This window comes from Tepidimonas sp. HKU77 (assembly GCF_049728535.1).
Classification (GTDB): Bacteria; Pseudomonadota; Gammaproteobacteria; order Burkholderiales; family Burkholderiaceae_C; genus Tepidimonas.
The window spans coordinates 332,066-352,136 of the sequence record NZ_CP187300.1 but is presented as its reverse complement, the minus strand read 5'-3'; the positions used below and the strand labels follow the sequence as shown (position 1 = coordinate 352,136).

General features: G+C 68.3%; 17 protein-coding genes and 1 pseudogene. 14 read left to right on the top strand and 4 right to left on the bottom strand.

Annotated elements, in window-relative coordinates:
* The first annotated feature begins 15 nt into the window (after positions 1-15).
* A complete protein-coding gene (xseA, locus tag ACPP3B_RS01615; RefSeq protein ID WP_424859530.1) occupies positions 16-1,329 on the top strand; it encodes an exodeoxyribonuclease VII large subunit in 1,314 nt (437 codons plus the stop codon).
* Between the two features lie 100 nt (positions 1,330-1,429).
* Positions 1,430-2,017: a superoxide dismutase gene (locus tag ACPP3B_RS01610; protein ID WP_299019335.1), complete on the top strand. Its 588-nt coding sequence runs from the start codon at positions 1,430-1,432 to the stop codon at positions 2,015-2,017.
* A gap of 69 nt (positions 2,018-2,086) precedes the next feature.
* Here the strand turns inward: ACPP3B_RS01610 and ACPP3B_RS01605 are convergent, their stop codons facing one another.
* On the bottom strand, positions 2,087-2,584 hold the full coding sequence (locus ACPP3B_RS01605) for a DUF192 domain-containing protein (protein ID WP_424859529.1): 498 nt from the start codon (positions 2,582-2,584) through the stop codon (positions 2,087-2,089).
* A 98-nt stretch (positions 2,585-2,682) separates the two neighbouring features.
* Here ACPP3B_RS01605 and icd point away from each other — a divergent pair, with 98 nt between their 5' ends.
* From icd to clpA, 3 genes are all read left to right on the top strand, one after another.
* Positions 2,683-3,936, top strand: a complete 1,254-nt coding sequence (gene icd, locus ACPP3B_RS01600) for an NADP-dependent isocitrate dehydrogenase (RefSeq protein ID WP_424859528.1) — start codon at positions 2,683-2,685, stop codon at positions 3,934-3,936.
* Positions 3,937-4,082: 146 nt separating this feature from the next.
* Positions 4,083-4,439, top strand: coding sequence for an ATP-dependent Clp protease adapter ClpS (gene clpS / locus ACPP3B_RS01595; RefSeq protein ID WP_299020239.1), 357 nt, complete (start codon positions 4,083-4,085; stop codon positions 4,437-4,439).
* 82 nt (positions 4,440-4,521) lie between these two features.
* Entirely contained in the window at positions 4,522-6,855 is a 2,334-nt protein-coding gene (gene clpA / locus ACPP3B_RS01590; RefSeq protein ID WP_424859527.1) for an ATP-dependent Clp protease ATP-binding subunit ClpA, read from the top strand.
* Positions 6,856-6,920: 65 nt separating this feature from the next.
* Here the strand turns inward: clpA and ACPP3B_RS01585 are convergent, their stop codons facing one another.
* Positions 6,921-7,427: a methylated-DNA--[protein]-cysteine S-methyltransferase gene (locus ACPP3B_RS01585; RefSeq protein ID WP_424859526.1), complete on the bottom strand. Its 507-nt coding sequence runs from the start codon at positions 7,425-7,427 to the stop codon at positions 6,921-6,923.
* Between the two features lie 136 nt (positions 7,428-7,563).
* Here ACPP3B_RS01585 and sbcB point away from each other — a divergent pair, with 136 nt between their 5' ends.
* Positions 7,564-9,015, top strand: coding sequence for an exodeoxyribonuclease I (gene sbcB, locus ACPP3B_RS01580; protein ID WP_424859525.1), 1,452 nt, complete (start codon positions 7,564-7,566; stop codon positions 9,013-9,015).
* On the opposite strand, the gene ACPP3B_RS01575 is transcribed toward sbcB, so the two are convergent.
* Together ACPP3B_RS01575 and ACPP3B_RS01570 are read right to left on the bottom strand one after the other, a co-directional pair.
* Entirely contained in the window at positions 8,982-11,645 is a 2,664-nt protein-coding gene (locus ACPP3B_RS01575; protein WP_424859524.1) for a sensor domain-containing protein, read from the bottom strand. The two genes, sbcB and ACPP3B_RS01575, sit on opposite strands and share 34 nt — an antisense overlap.
* Positions 11,646-11,751: 106 nt before the next feature.
* Positions 11,752-13,251 carry a helicase HerA-like domain-containing protein gene (locus ACPP3B_RS01570; protein ID WP_299021276.1) on the bottom strand — a complete coding sequence of 500 codons (1,500 nt, stop codon included), beginning with the start codon at positions 13,249-13,251 and terminating at the stop codon, positions 11,752-11,754.
* A 123-nt stretch (positions 13,252-13,374) separates the two neighbouring features.
* Here ACPP3B_RS01570 and ACPP3B_RS01565 point away from each other — a divergent pair, with 123 nt between their 5' ends.
* The 8 genes and pseudogenes from ACPP3B_RS01565 (at position 13,375) to rng (ending at position 20,068) form a co-directional block, all read left to right on the top strand.
* The gene (locus ACPP3B_RS01565) at positions 13,375-14,100 is read left to right on the top strand and encodes a YebC/PmpR family DNA-binding transcriptional regulator (protein WP_424859523.1); all 726 of its coding nucleotides are present in this window, start codon (positions 13,375-13,377) and stop codon (positions 14,098-14,100) included.
* A gap of 8 nt (positions 14,101-14,108) precedes the next feature.
* Positions 14,109-15,398: a phosphoribosylamine--glycine ligase gene (gene purD / locus ACPP3B_RS01560; protein WP_299021329.1), complete on the top strand. Its 1,290-nt coding sequence runs from the start codon at positions 14,109-14,111 to the stop codon at positions 15,396-15,398.
* Between the two features lie 41 nt (positions 15,399-15,439).
* Entirely contained in the window at positions 15,440-16,360 is a 921-nt protein-coding gene (gene hemF, locus ACPP3B_RS01555) for an oxygen-dependent coproporphyrinogen oxidase (RefSeq protein ID WP_299021280.1), read from the top strand.
* Positions 16,357-17,010 (top strand): nicotinate (nicotinamide) nucleotide adenylyltransferase, encoded by a 654-nt coding sequence (gene nadD / locus ACPP3B_RS01550; protein WP_424859522.1) that lies wholly within the window; start codon positions 16,357-16,359, stop codon positions 17,008-17,010. Before hemF ends, nadD begins: the two co-directional genes overlap by 4 nt.
* A 4-nt stretch (positions 17,011-17,014) precedes the next feature.
* A pseudogene (gene rsfS / locus ACPP3B_RS01545) lies at positions 17,015-17,455 on the top strand (ribosome silencing factor); the annotation flags it as partial.
* 8 nt (positions 17,456-17,463) lie between these two features.
* Complete coding sequence (gene rlmH / locus ACPP3B_RS01540) at positions 17,464-17,934, top strand: 23S rRNA (pseudouridine(1915)-N(3))-methyltransferase RlmH (protein WP_299021285.1); 471 nt, start codon at positions 17,464-17,466, stop codon at positions 17,932-17,934.
* Entirely contained in the window at positions 17,931-18,569 is a 639-nt protein-coding gene (locus tag ACPP3B_RS01535; RefSeq protein ID WP_299021287.1) for a Maf family protein, read from the top strand. Before rlmH ends, ACPP3B_RS01535 begins: the two co-directional genes overlap by 4 nt.
* A 14-nt stretch (positions 18,570-18,583) precedes the next feature.
* Positions 18,584-20,068: a ribonuclease G gene (gene rng, locus ACPP3B_RS01530; protein ID WP_424860125.1), complete on the top strand. Its 1,485-nt coding sequence runs from the start codon at positions 18,584-18,586 to the stop codon at positions 20,066-20,068.
* The last annotated feature ends 3 nt before the right edge of the window (positions 20,069-20,071 follow it).

Genomic DNA, 20,071 nt, shown 5'->3' with positions numbered 1-20,071 from the left:
ATCTTCGCATCGATCATGCATGACCTTTCCTGGCCTGCGACGGCTGACGAACCCACTTGGTCGGTTGGTGCCTTGGTGACCGCGGTCGGCGACGCGTTGCGTGCGCGCTTCAACCCCGTGCGCGTGCGCGGTGAGGTCAGCGGCTACCTGCGCGCGGGCAGCGGGCATGCCTACTTCACGCTCAAGGACGCGCAGGGGCAACTGCGCTGTGCATTCTTTCGCCGCGCCGCCGAGGCCAGCGCGGTGGCGCTGCGCGACGGCCTCCAGGTGGAAGTGCTTGGCCGCCTCGACGTTTATGCCGCGCGCGGCGATTTGCAGCTCATCGTCGAGCGCGTGCGGCTTGCGGGCCAAGGTCAGCTCTACGAGCAGTTTTTGCGCCTGAAGGCGCAATTGCAGGCCGAAGGGTGGTTCGATGGGGCGCGCAAGCGCGCGCTGCCTGCGTGGCCGTCGAGTATCGGCGTCGTCACCTCGCTGGATGCGGCGGCGTTGCGCGACGTGGCCACCACTCTCGCGCGCCGGGCCCCGTACCTGCCGGTTCGGCTCTACCCCTCGGCGGTGCAGGGGGCGGATGCGCCCGCGCAACTGTGCGCGGCGTTGCGGCGGGCGTATCAGGATCACGAGACCCACGGCCAGCCCGCGGTGCTGTTGCTCGTGCGGGGTGGGGGCTCGCTGGAAGACCTGTGGGCCTTCAACGACCCGGACGTGGTGCGCACCGTCGCGCAGGCACCCATGCCCGTGATCTGTGGGGTTGGGCACGAGACGGATTTTACGCTGGCTGAGTTTGCGGCCGATGTGCGCGCCCCCACGCCGACGGCGGCCGCCGAGCTGTGCGCACCGGACCGGCAGACCCTGCTCGACGGCCTGCAGCGGCAGGCGGAGCGGCTGCGCAGCGCTGTCTGGCGCCGACTCGACGGCCACGCTCAGCACCTGGACCGACTGGCGCAGCGCCTGGGGCGCCCTTCGGCGCTCACGGTCCGCGAGCGCGCGCGCGTGCAGGCGCTCGAACATCGCTTGCAGCGCGCGCTGGTGACAGGCATCGACCGCCGGCGCCAGCACGGGCTGCGGCTGGAGCAGGCTTGGCATTCGGCCGTCAGTCGCACGCTGGAGCGCCACCGGCTGCGGCTGGCGCGCTGGCAGGCGCAGCTGGCGCTGCTCGATCCGCACCGGGTGCTGGAGCGCGGCTACGCGCTGGTCACCGATGAAGCGGGACATCTCGTCACCCGCACGGCGCAGGTCCACGCGGGGGCACCGCTGCGCGTGGACCTCTCGCAGGGGCGACTGCAGGTGCGCGTGGCGGGCGTGGAGCCATCCCCCGCCGATCCGGCCTGACCCCCACGCTCGGCGGGGGCGCGTGCGGCCCGCCTGTGCGATGTCCGGCGTCTTCCCTACAATGCGGCAGTCGGTTTTTGACTGCAACGAGGACAACGCCATGGAACACACCCTACCTCCCCTGCCTTTCGCCATCGACGCTCTGGAGCCGCACTACTCCAAAGAGACGCTCGAGTACCACCACGGCAAGCACCACAACGCCTATGTGGTCAACCTGAACAACCTGCAAAAAGGCACCGAGTACGAGTCGATGGCGCTGGAAGACATCGTGCGCCGCGCGCCCAACCCCAGCCCGATCTACAACAACGCCGCCCAAGTGTGGAACCACACCTTCTTCTGGCACTGCATGAAGCCGGGCGGTGGTGGCGAGCCCACCGGGCCGCTGGCCGATGCGATCAACGCCAAATGGGGCAGCTACGCCGCCTTCCGGGACGCCTTCGTCAAGAGCGCGGTCGGCAACTTCGGCTCGGGCTGGACTTGGCTGGTCAAGAAGCCCGACGGCAGCGTGGACATCGTCAACACCGGCGCCGCGGGCACCCCATTGACCACGGCCGACAAGGCACTGTTGACGGTGGACGTGTGGGAGCACGCCTACTACATCGACTACCGCAACCTGCGCCAGAAATTCGTCGAGACCTTCCTCGACAAGCTCGTCAACTGGGACTTTGCGCAAGCCAACTTCGCCTGATCACGGCGGTGGCCGACGCCATTGGCGGGCGTCGGCCGAAGGAAGGTCGAGACGAGGGCGGCGCTGGCGTCAGCGGCCGCCAAAAGGGCCGCCCGCCAGGCGAAAGCCGGAGGCGATGCCGCGTTGCGCGAACCAACCCTGGGTCATCTCCAGCACGTAGCGCACCGGCTCGCGGGAGCAGTGGCTGGTTTCGTCCAGCGGGCGCATGTCGACCAGGTTGACGATGCGCCCATCGTCGGCAATGAACGCGGCCGTCAGCGGCACGTACGTATTTTTCATCCAGAAACACTGCACGGCTGGGCGCTCAAAGACGAACAGCATGCCCTCGTTGGCGGGCAGCTCGCGCCGCCACATGAGGCCGATGGCGCGCTGCTCGGGCGTGGCGGCCACCTGCGCATGGATGAGGTGCAGACCCGCGCGCAGCGTCACGCGGGGCAGGTTGGTTTGCGGTTGCCCTTCGCTGGCAGGCGGCGCGCTGCTCACGCCCAAGGGAATGAGCGCAAACAGCACCAGCCACGTTCGACGACGCGGAGTTGCACGCTTGGGCCAATGAAAGAGGTGGCGCATCGATGTCAGGTCCGCGCAGGTTTTCTCGATAGAATCGATTGTAGACTGCGGCGCTCATCAGGCGCGGCGGACCATTCAGACCAACGGAGACCCCGCTCATGTACCAACACATCCAAGTGCCTGCCGACGGGCAGAAGATCACCGTCAATGCGGACATGTCGCTCAACGTGCCCGATCATCCCATCATTCCGTACATCGAGGGAGATGGCACTGGGGTCGACATCACGCCCGTGATGATCAAGGTGGTGGACGCCGCGGTGGCCAAAGCCTATGGGGGACAGCGCAAGATCCACTGGATGGAGGTCTATGCCGGTGAGAAATCCACCCGCGTCTATGGGCCTGACGTCTGGCTGCCCGAGGAAACCCTGCACGCGCTCAAGGAGTACGTCGTCTCCATCAAGGGGCCGCTGACCACGCCGGTGGGTGGTGGTATTCGCTCGCTCAACGTGGCGCTGCGGCAGGAGCTCGACCTTTACGTCTGCCTGCGCCCGGTGCGCTACTTCAAGGGGGTGCCCTCGCCGCTGAAAGAGCCGGAGAAGACCGACATGGTCATCTTCCGCGAAAACTCCGAGGACATCTACGCCGGCATCGAGTACCCGGCCCAGAGCGACAAGGCCAAAAAGCTCATCCAGTTTCTGATCCAAGAGATGGGCGTGACCAAGATCCGCTTCCCGGAAACGTCGGGCATTGGCATCAAGCCCATCTCGATCGAAGGCACCGAGCGCTTGGTGCGCAAAGCCATCCAATACGCCATCGACAACGACAAGCCCAGCGTCACCCTGGTGCACAAGGGCAACATCATGAAGTACACGGAAGGAGGCTTCCGGGATTGGGGTTATGCGTTGGCCCAGCGCGAGTTCGGTGCTCAGCCCATCGATGGCGGCCCGTGGTGCAAGTTCAAAAACCCCAAGACGGGGCGTGACATCGTCATCAAGGACTCGATCGCCGACGCGTTCCTGCAGCAGATCCTGCTGCGTCCGGCGGAGTACTCGGTGATCGCGACCCCCAACCTGAACGGCGACTACATTTCGGACGCGCTCGCGGCCCAAGTCGGCGGCATTGGCATCGCGCCCGGGGCCAATCTGTCCGATTCCGTGGCGTGCTTCGAGGCCACGCACGGCACCGCACCCAAGTACGCGGGCAAAGACTATGTCAACCCCGGCTCCGAGATCCTGTCGGCCGAGATGATGCTGCGCCACATGGGCTGGAAAGAGGCGGCCGACCTCATCATCAGCGCCATGGAAAAGGCCATCCAGAGCAAGCACGTGACGTACGACTTCGCGCGCTTGATGGAGGGGGCCACGCAGGTGTCGTGCTCGGGTTTTGGGCAGGTGATGATCGACCACATGTGAGTGCGCAGAGGCGGGCCCGACCTGCTTTCCGGGGCAGCGCCTGTCGGCCCCGCTGCCGTACCGCCGCCCCCAGGGGCGGCGGTGCCATTTAGGCCCGACGGACGGCGCATCCGCACGTCCTGCGGGGATGCCCGATTTATTGCAGAATGATTGCCATGGCCACGACACCCAAACAACCCGATCTGACGCCGAGCGTGCCCGCTGGCGGCGACGCGGTGGTGGTGGAGCGTCGCCGCCAGCGCCTGCAGCCGCCCAAGATGTATCAGGTGGTGCTGCTCAACGACGATTTCACGCCGATGGAGTTCGTCGTGCGTGTGCTGCAGGAGTTTTTCAACAAGGACCGGGAGACGGCGACGCAGATCATGCTCAAGGTGCATGTGCACGGGCGTGGGGTGTGCGGGGTCTATACCCGCGACATCGCCACCACCAAGGTCGAACAGGTCACCCAAGCGGCGCGTGCCGCGGGGCATCCCCTGCAGTGCGTGGCGGAACCGGTTGAATAACGGCGGATCTGCCCCACTTACCCCCATGGAGCCGTTGGATGCAGCGTGCTACTCTTGAAACCCGAAGCGAAGGAAGTGCCCCATGATTGCCCAGGAACTTGAAGTCAGTTTGCACATGGCCTTTGTCGAGGCCCGGCAGCAGCGGCACGAATTCATCACGGTCGAGCACCTGCTGCTGGCGCTGCTGGACAACCCCAGCGCGGCCGAGGTGCTGCGCGCATGCAACGCCAACATCGACGATCTGCGCAAGTCGCTGACCACCTTCATCAAGGACAACACGCCCGTGGTGGGGGGGACCGACGAGGTCGACACCCAGCCCACCCTGGGGTTCCAGCGCGTTATCCAGCGCGCGATCATGCACGTGCAGTCCACCGGCAACGGCAAGAAGGAGGTCACCGGTGCCAACGTGCTCGTGGCCATCTTTGGCGAGAAGGACTCGCATGCGGTGTACTACCTGCACCAGCAGGGCGTGACCCGGCTGGACGTGGTCAACTACATCGCGCACGGCATCCGCAAGGGCGAAGCGCCCGAGCCCGCCAAGCCTGCCGAGGGCAGCGCTGCCGACAACGAGGAGGCGGCCGAAGCCAAGGGCAACGAGAAAGCCTCGGTGTTGGAGCAGTTCACACAGAACCTCAACCAACTCGCGCGCGACGGAAAGATCGACCCGCTCATCGGCCGCGAACAAGAAGTCGAACGCGTCATCCAGATTCTGTGCCGGCGGCGCAAGAACAACCCGCTGTTGGTGGGCGAAGCGGGCGTGGGCAAAACCGCCATCGCCGAGGGGTTGGCGTGGCGCATCGTGCAAAAAGAAGTGCCCGAGGTGCTGGCGGATGCCACCGTGTACTCGCTCGACATGGGCGCGTTGCTGGCCGGCACCAAGTATCGGGGTGACTTCGAGCAGCGGCTCAAAGGCGTGCTCAAGGCACTCAAGGACAAGCCGCACGCGGTGCTGTTTATCGACGAGATCCACACGCTCATCGGCGCCGGGGCGGCCTCGGGCGGGACGTTGGATGCGTCCAACCTGCTCAAGCCCGCGCTGAGCTCGGGCGCGCTCAAGTGCATCGGTGCCACCACGTTTACCGAGTACCGCGGCATTTTCGAGAAGGATGCGGCGCTATCGCGGCGTTTCCAAAAGGTGGACGTGGTCGAGCCGACGATCGAACAGACGGTCGAAATCCTCAAGGGGCTCAAGTCGCGCTTCGAGGAGCACCACAGCGTCAAATACGCCCAAGCGGCGCTGCAGGCTGCCGCCGAGCTTTCGGCCAAGTACATCAACGACCGTCACCTGCCGGACAAAGCCATCGACGTCATCGACGAGGCTGGCGCTGCCCAGCGCGTGGTACCGCCGTCCAAGCGCAAGAAAACCATCGGCAAGGCCGAGATCGAGGAGATCGTCGCCAAGATCGCGCGCATTCCGCCGCAATCGGTCTCGAGCGACGACCGCAGCAAGCTGCAAAACCTGGAGCGCGACCTCAAGGCCGTCGTGTTCGGGCAGGACAAGGCGCTGGAGTTGCTGGCCTCTTCGGTCAAGATGGCGCGCTCAGGCCTGGGCAAGCCGGACAAGCCGATCGGCGCGTTCCTCTTCAGCGGCCCCACTGGGGTGGGCAAGACCGAGGCCGCCAAGCAGCTCGCCTATATCCTGGGCATCGAGCTGGTGCGCTTCGACATGTCGGAGTACATGGAGAGGCACGCGGTCAGCCGCCTGATCGGCGCGCCGCCGGGCTATGTCGGTTTCGACCAAGGCGGGCTGCTTACCGAGGCCATCACCAAGAAGCCGCACTGCGTGCTGCTGCTTGACGAAATCGAGAAAGCGCACCCGGACATCTTCAACGTGCTGCTGCAGGTGATGGACCACGGCACGCTCACCGACAACAACGGGCGCAAGGCCGACTTCCGCAACGTCATCATCATCATGACGACCAACGCGGGGGCCGAGACGATGAACAAGTCCACCATCGGCTTTACGACCCAGCGCCAGGCTGGTGACGAGATGGCGGACATCAAGCGGCTGTTCACGCCCGAGTTCCGCAACCGGCTCGATGCGATCGTGAGCTTCAAGCCGCTGGACGAGCCCATCATCCTGCGCGTGGTGGACAAGTTCTTGCTGCAACTCGAGCAGCAACTGGCCGAGAAGAAGGTCGAGGTCACCTTCACCGATGCGTTGCGTCAGCACCTGGCCAAGAAGGGGTTTGACCCGCTGATGGGCGCGCGCCCGATGCAGCGCCTCATTCAAGACACCATCCGGCGCGCGCTCGCCGACGAGCTGCTGTTTGGCCGGCTGGTCGACGGCGGCCGCCTGACGGTCGATGTGGAGACGCCAGCCGACGGTGGCGAGCCGCAGGTCAAACTCGACATCCAGCCCTTGCCCAAGAAGGAGGGCCGTCGCGCCGAGGCGGAAGAGGCCACGACCGACTAAGGCGCCTGTCCCCTCGTGGGGCGGATGTCGTCCGTGTAGGCGCGAGTAGGCGCGAAGCCGGGGCCTTAGATCCCGGCTTCGCGTTTGAGCAAGGCTTGTTTGCGCGCCAGGCCCCAGCGGTAGCCGCACAGGCTGCCGTTGGCGGACACCACCCGGTGGCACGGAATGGCCACGGCCAGCGGATTGGCCGCGCAGGCCTGCGCCACCGCGCGGGCCGCACGCGGCATCCCCAACCGCTGCGCCAGTTCGCCGTAGCCGACCGTCTGCCCAGGCGGGAGGGTTCGCAGTGCCTCCCACACCCGGCGCTGGAACGGCGTGCCATGCACGTCGAGTGGCAGGGGCAGCTCGGCGCGCGGGTCATCCAACCAAGCGGCGATCTGGGCGGCCCATCCCTGCACCGCGGGACTGGCAGCGGCCATGGTGGCACGCGGGAACCGATGCCGTAGCTCGGCCAGCAGGGTGTCATCGTCGTCGCCGAGCAGGAGGGCGCACAGTCCGGCAGGCGTCGCTGCGATGCGCACCCAACCCAGCCAGCAGGTGGTGGCTGCGGACTGCACGTATCGGGGAGCCAAGGGCGTCCCTCGGCGCGGGGCAGGGTGGTCGGGCGGGGTGGGGGCGGCGTGCTGCGGGGTCATGGCCCGCAGTCTACGCCGGAATGCCGACCTGCGGGGGACCATGCGGTGATCAACTGCGGGTAGGATGCGACGTGTGACGACCGCGACCCCCACCTTCCTCTGGCACGACTACGAAACCTTCGGTGCCGATCCCCGCCGCGACCGTCCGGCGCAGTTTGCCGGTCTGCGCACCGATGCGCAGCTGCAACCGATCGGCGAGCCCGTGGTCTGGTATTGCCAGCCGACCCTAGACTATCTGCCGGACCCGGAGAGTTGCCTGATCACCGGCATCACGCCTCAAGATTGCCTGGCCCGAGGCGTGACGGAGCGGGTCTTTGCCGAGTCGATCCTGGCCGAGCTGGCGCGCCCAGGCACGATCGGCGTGGGCTACAACTCGATCCGCTTCGACGACGAGTTCACCCGCCACCTGCTGTGGCGCAACTTGCTCGACCCTTATGGCCGCGAGTGGCGCAACGGTTGTGGGCGCTGGGACTTGCTGGACGTGGTACGCATGACCTGGGCCCTGCGGCCGCAGGGCATCGAATGGCCGCGCAACGGCGACGGCAAACCGAGCTTTCGGCTGGAGCACCTCACGGCTGCCAACGGGCTGGGCCACGACCACGCCCACGACGCGCTGTCGGACGTGCAGGCCACCGTGGCGCTGGCGCGGCTGATCCGCCAGCGCCAGCCACGCCTGTTCGACTATGCGCTGTCGCTGCACCGCAAAGACCGTGTCCTGCAGGTGTTGGGCTTGCCGGCGCTGGCGGGGCAAGGCAGGCCGTTCGTGCACATTTCGGGGCGGTTTTCGCCCGAGCGCGGCTGCCTCGCGGTGATGTGGCCGTTGGCCAGCCACCCGCGCAACCGCAACGAGCTGCTGGCGTGGGATTTGGCGTTCGACCCGCGCGAGCTGGCCGATCTGCGCCCCGACGAGGCGCGCCGACGCCTTTTCACCCGCCAGGCCGATTTGCCCGACGGCATGCAGCGCTTGCCGCTCAAGAGCGTGCACCTCAACCGTGCGCCGATGGTCATTGCCAACGTGGCCGTGCTGCGCGACGGGCCGGCGGAGCGCTTCGGGTTGGATCTGGGTGCGATCGAGCGCCATGCCGACTATGCCGCCGCGCTGCCCGATTTGGGGCCGCTGTGGTCCGCGCTGTATGCGCGCGACGAGGCCCCGAGCGACCCGCCCGACGTGGACGCTGCGCTCTACGATGGCTTCGTCGGGGACGAGGATCGGCGGCGACTCGAGCGGCTGCGCGCGCTCGACCCGGCCGACCCCGCGTGGCGCCGGGCGGGATTCGACGACCCACGCCTGCCGGAGCTGGTATTTCGCTTTCGCGCGCGCAACCACCCCACGACATTGGATGCCGCTGAGCGCGAGCGCTGGCGCGCGCATTGTCGTACGCGCTGTGTCGTGCCTTTGCCCGGCTACCAGCAACGTGTCGAACGGCTGGCGCAAGAGGCCGCCGCACGGGGCGATCCGCGCGCCACGGGCATTTTGCGGGCCGTGGCGGACTACGCTGCGTCGTTGGCGGCGGAAGACGCCTGATCCACCGTGCCCCACAGGTCCGCGTGCATGCCGCCGGCGCACTGCTGCACATACGCCCAGGCGTGCAGCGCCGGCATGGGCCGCGCCAGGCCGAACCCTTGCACCGCGTCGCACCCCAAGGTGTGCAAGGCGCGCAGCTGGGCGGGGGTTTCGACGCCCTCGGCCACGGATTGCCGACCCAGCTGCCGCGCCATGGTGATGGCGGCGGCGACGATGGCCGCGTCGTCGCTGTCGCGGTCCAGGTCACGCACAAAGGCACGGTCGATCTTGAGGCGGTCGATCGGCAAGTGTTTCAGGTATGCCAGCGACGAGTAGCCGGTGCCGAAATCGTCGATCGCCACGTGCGCACCCCAGGTCTGCAGGCGCGACAGTTCGGCCTCGGCGCGCACTGGGTCGCGCATCATCGCGCCCTCGGTGATCTCGAACTCGAAGCCCCGCAGGGGCTGGTCGGGATCGGCGGGGTCGGGGTCGCCAGCGGTGATGGCATCGCGGATACGCTCGGCCAGCCCTGGGCGGTCGAACTGCCTTGCCGAGAGGTTGATGCTCCAGGTCAGCGCCAGCTCGGGGTGGTGTTGCCGCCAGCGCCGGCGCTGGCGGGCCACGGTCGTGCACACCCAGCGGCCGAGCGCCTCGATGAGATCGGCCGACTGTTCGGCCACCGGGACGAACGTGGCGGGTGGTAGCTGCTCGCCATTGGCCTGCGGCCAGCGCAGCAGGGCCTCGAAGCCTAGCAACGGCAGCCCGGGGCGCAAACCGTGGATGGGCTGGTAGTGCAGCTCCAGCGTGTCGTGCGCGATGGCCTCGCGCAGCCGACCTTCCAGCTCGATGCGGTGCCGCACCGACTCGTTCATCGAGGGCGTGAAGTAGCACCAGCCCGCCCCGCCGTCGTGCTTGGCGTGGTACATCGCGATATCGGCCAGGCGCAGCAGTTCACCGGGCTCGCGGCTGTCGCGTGGTGCCAGCGCGATACCGATCGAGGGGGTCAGGTAGGCGCGCTGCGTCCCGCCCGCGCCATCGGGCACGACGAACGGCTCGGACAGGGTTTGCACGATTTGCAGCGCCACTTGTGCGCCGTCCGCTTCGTCCTGCATGCCGGTGAGCACGACGACGAACTCGTCGCCGCCGATGCGTGCGACGACATCGCTGGCCCGCACCCGCGCGCGCAAGCGCCGCGCCGCTTCCATCAGCACTTGGTCGCCGGCCTCGTGGCCAAGTGAGTCGTTGACCGCCTTGAAGCGATCCAGGTCGATGAACAATACCGCCAGCGGCCGCCCGTCGCGCTCGGCACCGCGCAGCGCCTGCTCCAGGGCCACCGGCAGCGCGTGCCGGTTGGTCAGGCCAGTCAGCGCGTCGGTGCGTGCCAGGCGCTCGATCGCGTCTTGCGCCGCGCGTCGCTCGGTGACGTCGGTATAGATGGTCACAAAGCCGCCCGTGGCCAGCGGCTGGCCGCGGATGTGCAGCACGCGTCCGTTGGGGCGTACGCGCTCGAACTCATGCGGCTCGAAGCGCAGCGCGCGTTCGCGCATCTGGCCCAGGGCGGCTTCGGGGTCGGGCTGCGGACCGTATTCGCCGCGTTCGATGTTGTAGCGCAGCACGTCGACCAATGTCACGCCGGGCTGCTGCATCAGCTCGCGCGGAAGATCCAACAGCTTTAGTAGCCGCTCGTTCCAGACTTGCATACGCAACTCACGGTCGACCATCGTTACCCCAGCAGGGATGTTGTCCACCAGGGTGCGCAGGATATCGAGCGCCTGTGCCAGGCGTTCGCGCTCCTGCTTTTGTTCGGTAATGTCGGTATAGGTGGTCACGAAACCCACGGTTTGGCCGTCGCGCACGATCGGCTCACCGATGACCAGGTGCGTGCGTCCATTGGGGCGGGTGCGCTCTAGTCGGTGGGGGCGAAATCGCAGCGCCAGCTCGCGCCGCCGGGCTACGGCGGCCTCGGGGTCCTCTCCCGGGTACTCGCCGCGCTGAGCCGGCACGCGGATCAGGTCGGCGAAATCCACGCCTTCGCGCAGCAATGCGGGCGGCAGGCCGAGCACCTGCCCGAAAGCCTGGTTCCACACACGCAGACGCAGGTCGCGGTCGAAAACACTCAAGCCCATGGGCAGGTGCTGCACGATCGCTTCCAAGTAGGCGGTACGCTCGCGCAATTCGGCCTCCAGCCGCACGCGCTCGGTGATGTCGAGATTGACGCCAAACGCGATGCGCTGCCCCGTGGCGGGCTCCTGCGTGACGACGATGCGCAGCATGTGGTGGGTGATGCGCCCGTCGGGTTGCTGGATGCGATAGCCGGTCTCGCCGCCGCCTGCGGCATAGGCGTCTTCCAGTGCCTGGTTGACCCGGGCGCGGTCCTCGGGCACCAGTTGGCGCAGCGACCGCTGGCGCTCCGCAGGTTCGTCCGGGGCGATGCCGTGCATGCGCCGAAAAACGGCCGACCACCACAGCTCCTGCGTGTCGAGGTTGCGGCGCCAGTGCGCGATACCGAGCCGGTCGAACAGGTCGAGGGCCCATTGCCGCTCCTGCGCCAACAGCCGTTGCGTGCTTTGCTGTGCTTGCCGGGCACGCCACCAGCCGACACCCAGAATGGCGGCCAGAGTCCAACCGATCCAGGTCAGCCAGCCAGTCATGGGTGGGGGTCTCCTCGTCGTGTGGAAATGCGCACCTCCCGAGTGTACGGCCCCGCCCACCGGTGCGGGCTGCGCACAAACCCGCAGCCCCACGCTGTTGCACGGCTCAACGTCGCCGCGTGCTGCCGCCGACCAGGCCGCCCAGCAAGCCGCGCACCAGTTGCCGCCCGAGTTGTGCCCCGACTTGACGCACCGCGGTCTTGACCACCGTCTGTACCAGGCCATCGGTCTGGCCACCGCGTGGCCCGGTGCGCCCAAACAGCAGCTCGCCGACCGCGCCGCCAAGCCCTCCCGTGGCGCTGGCGGCTGCTGGCGCATCGGCGGCGGGGGCTGCATGGGTTGCGCGCAAGCGCTCGTACGCACTTTCGCGGTCGATGGTTTGCTCGTACACGCCGGCCACCAGCGAGCTGCGTAGCAACGCTTGCCGCTCCGGCGGCGTCACCGGGCCCAGGCGGCTGGCGGGGGGGAGCACCCAGACGCGCTCGGTCTCGCTGGGGCGGCCCTTGGCGTCGAGCAGGCTGACCAGCGCCTCGCCCACGCCCAGTTCCGTGATGGCAGCCTCGAGGTCCAACCCGGGTTTGGGGCGCATGGTTTGCGCGGCCGCCTTGACCGCCTTTTGATCGCGCGGGGTGAAGGCGCGCAGCGCGTGCTGCACCCGGTTGCCCAACTGGCCCAGGATGCTGTCTGGGATGTCGAGCGGATTTTGGGTGACGAAAAACACCCCGACGCCTTTGGAGCGGATCAGCCGCACGACCAGCTCGATGCGCTCGACCAGCACCTTGGGCGCGTCGTCGAACAGAAGGTGCGCTTCGTCGAAAAAGAACACCAGCTTGGGTTTGTCGACGTCGCCCACCTCGGGCAGCGTCTCGAACAGCTCCGACAGCAGCCACAGCAAGAAGGTGCCATACAGGCGCGGCGCGTGCAGCAGTTGATCGGCTGCCAGGATGTTGACCACGCCGCGGCCATCCACCGTCTGCATCAGGTCGGCGATGTCGAGCATCGGCTCGCCGAAGAAGCGGTCTGCGCCCTGCTGCTCCAGCGCCAGCAACCCGCGCTGGATGGCGCCCACGCTGGCGGCGCTGATGTTGCCATACTGCGTGGTGTACTGGCGCGCGTGGTCGCCCACGTGTTGCAACATGGCACGCAGGTCTTTCAGGTCCAGCAACAGCAGGCCCTGGTCGTCGGCGATTTTGAACACCAGGTTGAGCACCCCGGTCTGCGTCTCGTTGAGGCCCAGCATGCGCGCCAGCAGCAGCGGGCCCATGTCCGAAATGGTGGCGCGCACCGGGTGGCCCTGCTGGCCGAAGACGTCCCACAGCGTCACCGGGCACGCGGCCGGTTCGGGCGCCGGGATGCCGCGTTCGGCCAGCACCTGCGCCAGCTTGCCCTCGATGCGTCCGGGCTGACTGATGCCGGTCAGGTCGCCCTTGACATCGGCCATGAAGACGGGCACGCCGTGGCGAGAAAACCCTTCCGCCAGCGTTTGCAGCGTGACGGTCTTGCCGGTGCCAGTCGCGCCGGTGACCAAACCGTGGCGGTTGGCTTTGTCCAGACGCAGGTGGCATTCGATGGCGTCGCGACGGGCAAGCAGGATGGTATCGGTCATGGTGCAGCGGGGCAGGGGGGGAGCGAAGAGGGTAGTGGGCCACACGGACCCCGGCGCGTAGAATACCGCAGGAGGACGACCGGCGCCCGAGCCGGTCACCGAGACGGAACCAACGAGGTTTGCATGGCAGGACATTCCAAGTGGGCCAATATCCAGCACCGCAAGGCGCGCCAGGACGAGAAGCGCCAGCGCATCTGGACGCGGGTGGTGCGTGAAATCATGATCGCCGCCCGCCAGGGCGGCGGCGACCCGGCCGCCAATCCGCGCCTGCGGCTGGCGATCGAAAAGGCCAAGGCCGCCAACATGCCGGCCGACACCATCAAGCGCAACATCGACAAGGCCACTGGCAACCTGGAGGGGGTCAGCTACGAGGAGGTGCGCTACGAGGGCTACGGCATCGGTGGCGCGGCCGTCATCGTCGACTGCATGACCGACAACCGCGTGCGCACGGTGGCCGAGGTGCGGCACGCCTTTTCCAAGCACGGCGGCAATCTGGGCACCGAGGGATCGGTGGCGTTTCAGTTCCAGCACTGTGGCCAACTGGTGTTCGAGCCTGGCACGTCCGAGGACAAGGTGATGGAGGTGGCCATCGAAGCCGGTGCGGACGACGTGCTGACGCAGGACGACGGCTCGATCGAGGTGCTGACCGCGCCCGGTCAGTTCGAAGCGGTGCGCGATGCGCTGCGGGCCGCGGGTCTCACCCCGGCCATGGCCGAAGTCACTTGGCGCCCCACCAACACCGTCGTGCTCAGGGGTGAAGACGCGGTGCGCATGCAAAAACTCCTCGACGCCCTGGAAGACCTGGACGACGTGCAGGACGTCTTCCACAACGCGGAATTGCCGGAATGAGCGAACGGATTCGGGTCTTGGTCGTCGGCAGTGGCGGCCGCGAGCACGCGCTGGCGTGGAAACTCAAGCAATCGCCGCGTGCCGAGCAGGTGTACGTGGCCCCGGGCAACGGGGGTACCGCCCGCGACGCGCAACTGGTCAACGTGCCCCTCACCGACGTGGCGGCCTTGCGCGATTGGGCGCTGGCCAACCGCATCGGCCTGACGGTCGTCGGCCCCGAGGCGCCGCTGGCCGCCGGCATCGTCGATGCGTTTCGGGCCGCGGGCCTGCGCATCTTTGGTCCGACACAAGCGGCTGCGCGGCTGGAGAGCTCCAAGGCGTTCGCCAAGGCGTTCATGCAGCGCCACGGCATTCCCACGGCGCGGCACGAAACCTTCTCCGACCCTGCAGCGGCGCACGCCTACGTGGATCGTGTGGGTGCGCCCATCGTCGTCAAGGCCGATGGCCTGGCCGCGGGCAAGGGCGTGGTGGTGGCCATGACCGCGGCCGAGGCGCACGAGGCGATCGACTTCATGCTGGTGGACAACCGGCTGGGCGTGCAGCACAACGCCGAGGGCGCGCGCGTCGTTATCGAGGAATACCTGATCGGCGAGGAAGCCAGCTTCATCGTGCTGGTGGACGGCGAACACGTGCTGCCGCTGGCCACCAGCCAGGACCACAAGCGCCTGCTCGACGGTGACGCTGGGCCCAACACGGGTGGCATGGGGGCGTACTCGCCCGCGCCCGTGGTCACGCCCGCGGTGCACGAGCGCGCCCTGCGCGAGGTCATCGAGCCCACGGTGCGCGCGATGGCGGCCGAGGGCGTGCCATACACCGGCTTCCTCTACGCCGGGTTGATGGTCGCGCCCGACGGCTCGGTCAAGACGCTGGAGTTCAACTGCCGCATGGGTGACCCCGAGACGCAGCCCATTCTGATGCGGCTGCGCACCGATTTGGTCGAGGCACTGCTCGCCGCGACCGAAGGGCGGCTCGACACGGTGACGCTGGAGTGGGATCCGCGCGTCGCCCTGGGCGTCGTGGTGGCTGCGGCGGGGTATCCGCAGGCGCCGCGCAAGGGCGACGCGATCACCGCGCTGCCCGTCGACACGGACGATGCGGTGGTGTTTCACGCCGGCACCGCGCTGCAAGGCGACCGGTTGGTGACCAGCGGTGGGCGGGTGCTGTGCGCGACGGCGCTGGGCGCGGACGTCGCCGCGGCGCGCGAGCGCGCCTACGCCTTGGTGCGCGGGGTCGCCTTCGACGGCATGCAGTACCGCCGTGACATCGGCCACCGGGCGCTGGCGCGCGCGGTCGGCTGAAGGCAAGCGCCGGCGCGTCGCCGTCGGCAGGAGGCAAATCCATGGCCCTCGAGCCCGTTTCCCAGATGCGCGAATACCTGCTCGGATTGCAGCAGCGCATCACCAGCGCCATCGCGGAGATCGATGGCCGATCCTTTCTGTCCGACGCCTGGGAGAAAGCGCCCGGCGAGCCGCTGCAGGGCAATGGCGTGACCCAGATTCTGGAGGGTGGCGCGGTATTCGAGCGCGCGGGCTGCGGGTTCTCGCATGTCAGTGGCCCGAAATTGCCACCCTCGGCCACGCAGCACCGGCCCGAACTGGCGGGCGCGCCGTTCGAGGCACTGGGCGTGTCGTTGGTCTTTCACCCGCGCAACCCTTACGTGCCCACGGTGCACATGAACGTGCGCATGATCACCGCCCGCCCCGTGGGCGGCGGCGAGCCGGTGAGCTGGTTTGGCGGCGGCATGGACCTCACGCCTTACTACGGTTTTGAAGAGGACGCGCGGCATTTCCACCGTATCTGCGCGCAGGCGCTGGCGCCGTTCGGTGCCGACAAGTACCCGCGCTTCAAAGCCTGGTGCGACGACTACTTCTGCCTGCGCCACCGCGGCGAGCAGCGCGGCATCGGCGGTATCTTCTACGACGACTTCTCGGAACTCGGCTTCGAGGGCGGCTTTGCCATGACGCGCGCCGTCGGCGACGCCTTTTTGCACGCCTACCTGCCCATCGTGCAGCGGCGCAAGGACATGCCCTGGGGCGAGCGCGAGCGCCAGCACCAGCTCTACCGGCGCGGCCGCTATGTCGAGTTCAACCTGGTGTGGGACCGCGGCACGCACTTCGGCCTGCAGTCGGGCGGGCGCACCGAATCGATTCTGCTGTCCATGCCGCCGCTGGTGCGCTGGGCGTATGACGAGCGGCCGCAGCCCGGCACGCCCGAGCACCGGTTGCTGACCGAATTCTTGGTGCGCCGGGACTGGCTGTGACGGCCGCCGCCGCAGCGCCCGCGCCGCCGCGTATCGGCGTGTTTGGCGGCGCGTTTGACCCGCCGCACCGTGCCCACCGCGCCGTGGCCGAGGCGGCGTTGCACCAGTTGGCGCTGGATCGGCTGCTGATCGTGCCGACCGGGCAGGCGTGGCACAAGACGCGGCCGCTAACGGCGGCCGAGCACCGGCTGGCGATGTGCGAGCTGGCCTTCGGCGACCTGGCGCGGGTGTCCATCGATGCGCGCGAAACCCGGCGCAGCGGCCCCACCTACACCATCGACACGCTGTGCGGGCTGCACGCCGAATACCCGCAGGCACAGTTGTATCTGGTGGTCGGGGCCGACCAGTGGTTGGCCCTGCGCACTTGGCACCGTTGGGAAGACATTCTGCGCCTGGCCACCGTGGCGGTGGCCAACCGGCCGCTGGCGGGGGTTGGGGCGGCCTTGCCCGACCTGGCGGCTGTGGGCCTGCCATTCGTGCCGCTGCGCTTGCCCCCCATCGACCTCAGCGCCACGGCGCTGCGCGCCCGCTGGCAGGCGGGTGACGCGGGGAACGCGGCCGCGGCGCTGGTGCTGCCCGCCGTGGCGCGGTATATTTCCGAACACGGGCTCTACCGCGCCACGGGCGGGCCGTCCGACTCCACTGCTTGACTCCATGACCGAAACCGCTGCCCAACGCCAGATTCGCAAACTCCAGCGCGCCATCGTCGATGGCCTCGAAGACGTCAAGGCGCAAGACATCCAGGTGTTCAACACCGAAGCCATCACGCCGCTGTTCGAGCGCGTCATCATCGCCAGCGGCACGTCCAATCGCCAAACCAAGGCGCTGGCCGCGAGCGTGCGCGACAAGGTGGCCGAAGCCGGGTTTGCCAAACCCCGCGTCGAAGGGGAGGACAATGGCGAGTGGATCATCGTGGACTGTGGCCAGGCCGTGGTGCACGTGATGCAGCCCGCCATCCGGCAGTATTACCGGCTGGAGGAAATCTGGGGCGGCAAGCCGGTGCGCCTGCGCAAGGCGCCGCCGTCGGCGGCGCCGCGGGCCGCGGCCGAAGCCACCCCTGCCGCAGCGCCTCGGCGCCGCCGCCGGGTGGCCGACGACGCGGCATGAAGTGGCACCTGCTGGCGGTGGGACAGCGCCTGCCGGACTGGGCCGAAGCGGCCTATGAGGACTACGCCCGGCGCTTGCCACCCGAGGTGCGCATGCACCTGCGCACTGTCAAGGCAGAGCCGCGCGGCGGCGGCAAGGCCCCCGAGGCCCTGATGGCGGCCGAGCGCCAGCGGCTGGAGGCGGCCTGCCCCAAGGGGGCCCGGCTGGTCGTGCTGGATGAGCGCGGCGAGCGCTGCACCACGGTCGAGCTGGCCGCGCGCCTGCGCCAGTGGCAACTCGACGGCATCGACGTCGCGTTCGTCATCGGCGGCCCCGACGGGCTGGACCCGGGGCTGCGGCAGGCCGCCCGCTGGCGGCTGCGCCTGTCGGACCTGACGTTACCGCATGCCCTGGCGCGCGTGCTGCTCATCGAGCAGTTCTACCGGGCCTGGTCCATCAACACCGGACACCCCTACCACCGCGAATGAGCCACGTCCCTCCCTCGCTTCCCGCCGACGGTCGGCCCTGGGTCTATCTCGCTTCGCAAAGCCCGCGACGGCGGGCGCTGCTCGAACAGTGGGGGGTGACCTGCGTGCCGCTGTTGCCCGACGCCAGCGAAGACGCCGAGGTGCTCGAAGGTGTCTTGCCCGGCGAGGCCCCGCTGGCGTACGTGCGCCGGGTCACCCGGCTGAAGCTGCGCGCGGCCGAGGCGCGGCGCCGCCAGCGCGGCTGGCCGCCCGGTGTGGTGCTGTGCGCCGACACCACCGTGGCCGATGGCGGCGACATTTTGGGCAAGCCTGCGGATGCCGCCGACGCGACGCGCCTGTTGCAGCGCCTGTCGGGGCGCCGTCACCAGGTACTCACCGCGGTGGCGCTCGCCTGGGCGGGGCGCGAGGCGCTCGCCGTGAACCGCTCCACGGTCACCTTCAAGCCCTTGTCGGCCGAGGAAATCGACGCCTACGTCGCGACGGGGGAGCCGTTCGGCAAAGCGGGCGCCTACGGCATCCAGGGGCTGGCTGGTCTGTGGGTGCGGCGCATCCAGGGCAGCTACACCGGCATCATGGGCCTGCCCGCCTACGAAACCGCCGAACTGCTGCGCCGCGCTGGCCTGCGCCTGCTGTAAGCTGATGCGCCATGATGGCCTCGCACGACATCCTCATCAACTGGTCGCCGCAAGAAACCCGCGTCGCGCTCATCGAGCAGGGCGCGGTGCAGGAAGTGTGGCTCGAGCGCTCGCTCGAGCGTGGCCTCGTGGGCAACATTTACGTCGGGCGCGTGCAGCGCGTGTTGCCGGGCATGCAGTCGGCGTTCATCGACATCGGGCTGGAGCGCACCGCCTTTTTGCACGTGGCGGACTTGTTGCCGCAGATTCAGGCCCGCCACGGGGGCGGGCGCACCGGTGAGACCGAGACAGGCGCCGTCCCGCCCATCGAGCGGCAGGTCTTCGAGGGGCAGTCGATCCTGGTGCAGGTGCTCAAGGACCCGATCGGCAGCAAGGGCGCGCGCCTGACCGCCCAGATCAGCATCGCCGGACGGCTGCTGGTCTTTTTGCCGCACGACGCGCACATCGGCGTGTCGCAAAAAATCCCGCACGTGCAACGCGAGGCCCTGCGCCAGCGCCTGCTGACCCTGGCGGGCGAGGGCGGCGGTGGGTTCATTTTGCGCACCAACGCCGAAGACGCCAGCGACGAGGAGCTGGCCGACGACATCGCCTACCTGCGCAAAACCTGGGCCCGCATCCGCGAGCGCGCGGTGCAGGTGGCGCCGCCCGCGCTGCTGTACGAGGAGCTGAGCCTGACGCAGCGCGTGCTGCGCGACCTGGCCGGGCCGCAGACGCGCTCGATCCAGGTCGACTCGCGCGAGCAGTTTGCCGCACTGCAGGCGTTTGCGCAGGAGTTCACGCCGCAGGTGGCCGAGCGGCTGGTGCTGTACCGCGGCGAGCGGCCCATTTTCGAGCCCTACCACGTCGATGAGGAGATCGAACGCGCGCTGGGGCGGCGCGTCGATCTGAAGTCCGGCGGCTATCTGGTGTTCGACCAGACCGAGGCGCTGACCACCATCGATGTCAACACCGGTGGCTTCGTCGGCGCGCGCAATTTCGACGACACCGTCTTTCGCACCAACCTGGAGGCGGCGCAAGCGATCGCGCGCCAGTTGCGATTGCGCAACCTGGGCGGCATCGTCGTCATCGACTTCATCGACATGGTGCGCGACGACCACCGCGAGGCGGTGCTGGCCGAGCTGCGCAAGCAGCTCGCGCGCGATCGGGTCAAGACCATGATCGGCGGGTTTTCGCAGTTGGGGCTGGTGGAGATGACGCGCAAGCGCACGCGCGAGTCGCTGGCGCAAATGCTGACCGAGCCGTGCCCCGCGTGCGGCGGGCGCGGGCGGGTGCGCACCACGCGCACCGTGTGCTATGACATCTTGCGCGAGATCTTGCGCGAGGCGCGTGCGTTCGATCCGCGTGAGTTCCGCATCATCGCCGCGCCGCAGGTGATCGAGCGTTTCCTGGACGAGGAAAGCGCCCACCTCGCGGGCCTGTCGGACTTCATCGGCAAGCCCATCTCGTTGCAGAGCGAAAGCGGCATGACGCAGGAGCAATACGACATCGTGCTGTTGTAGGCG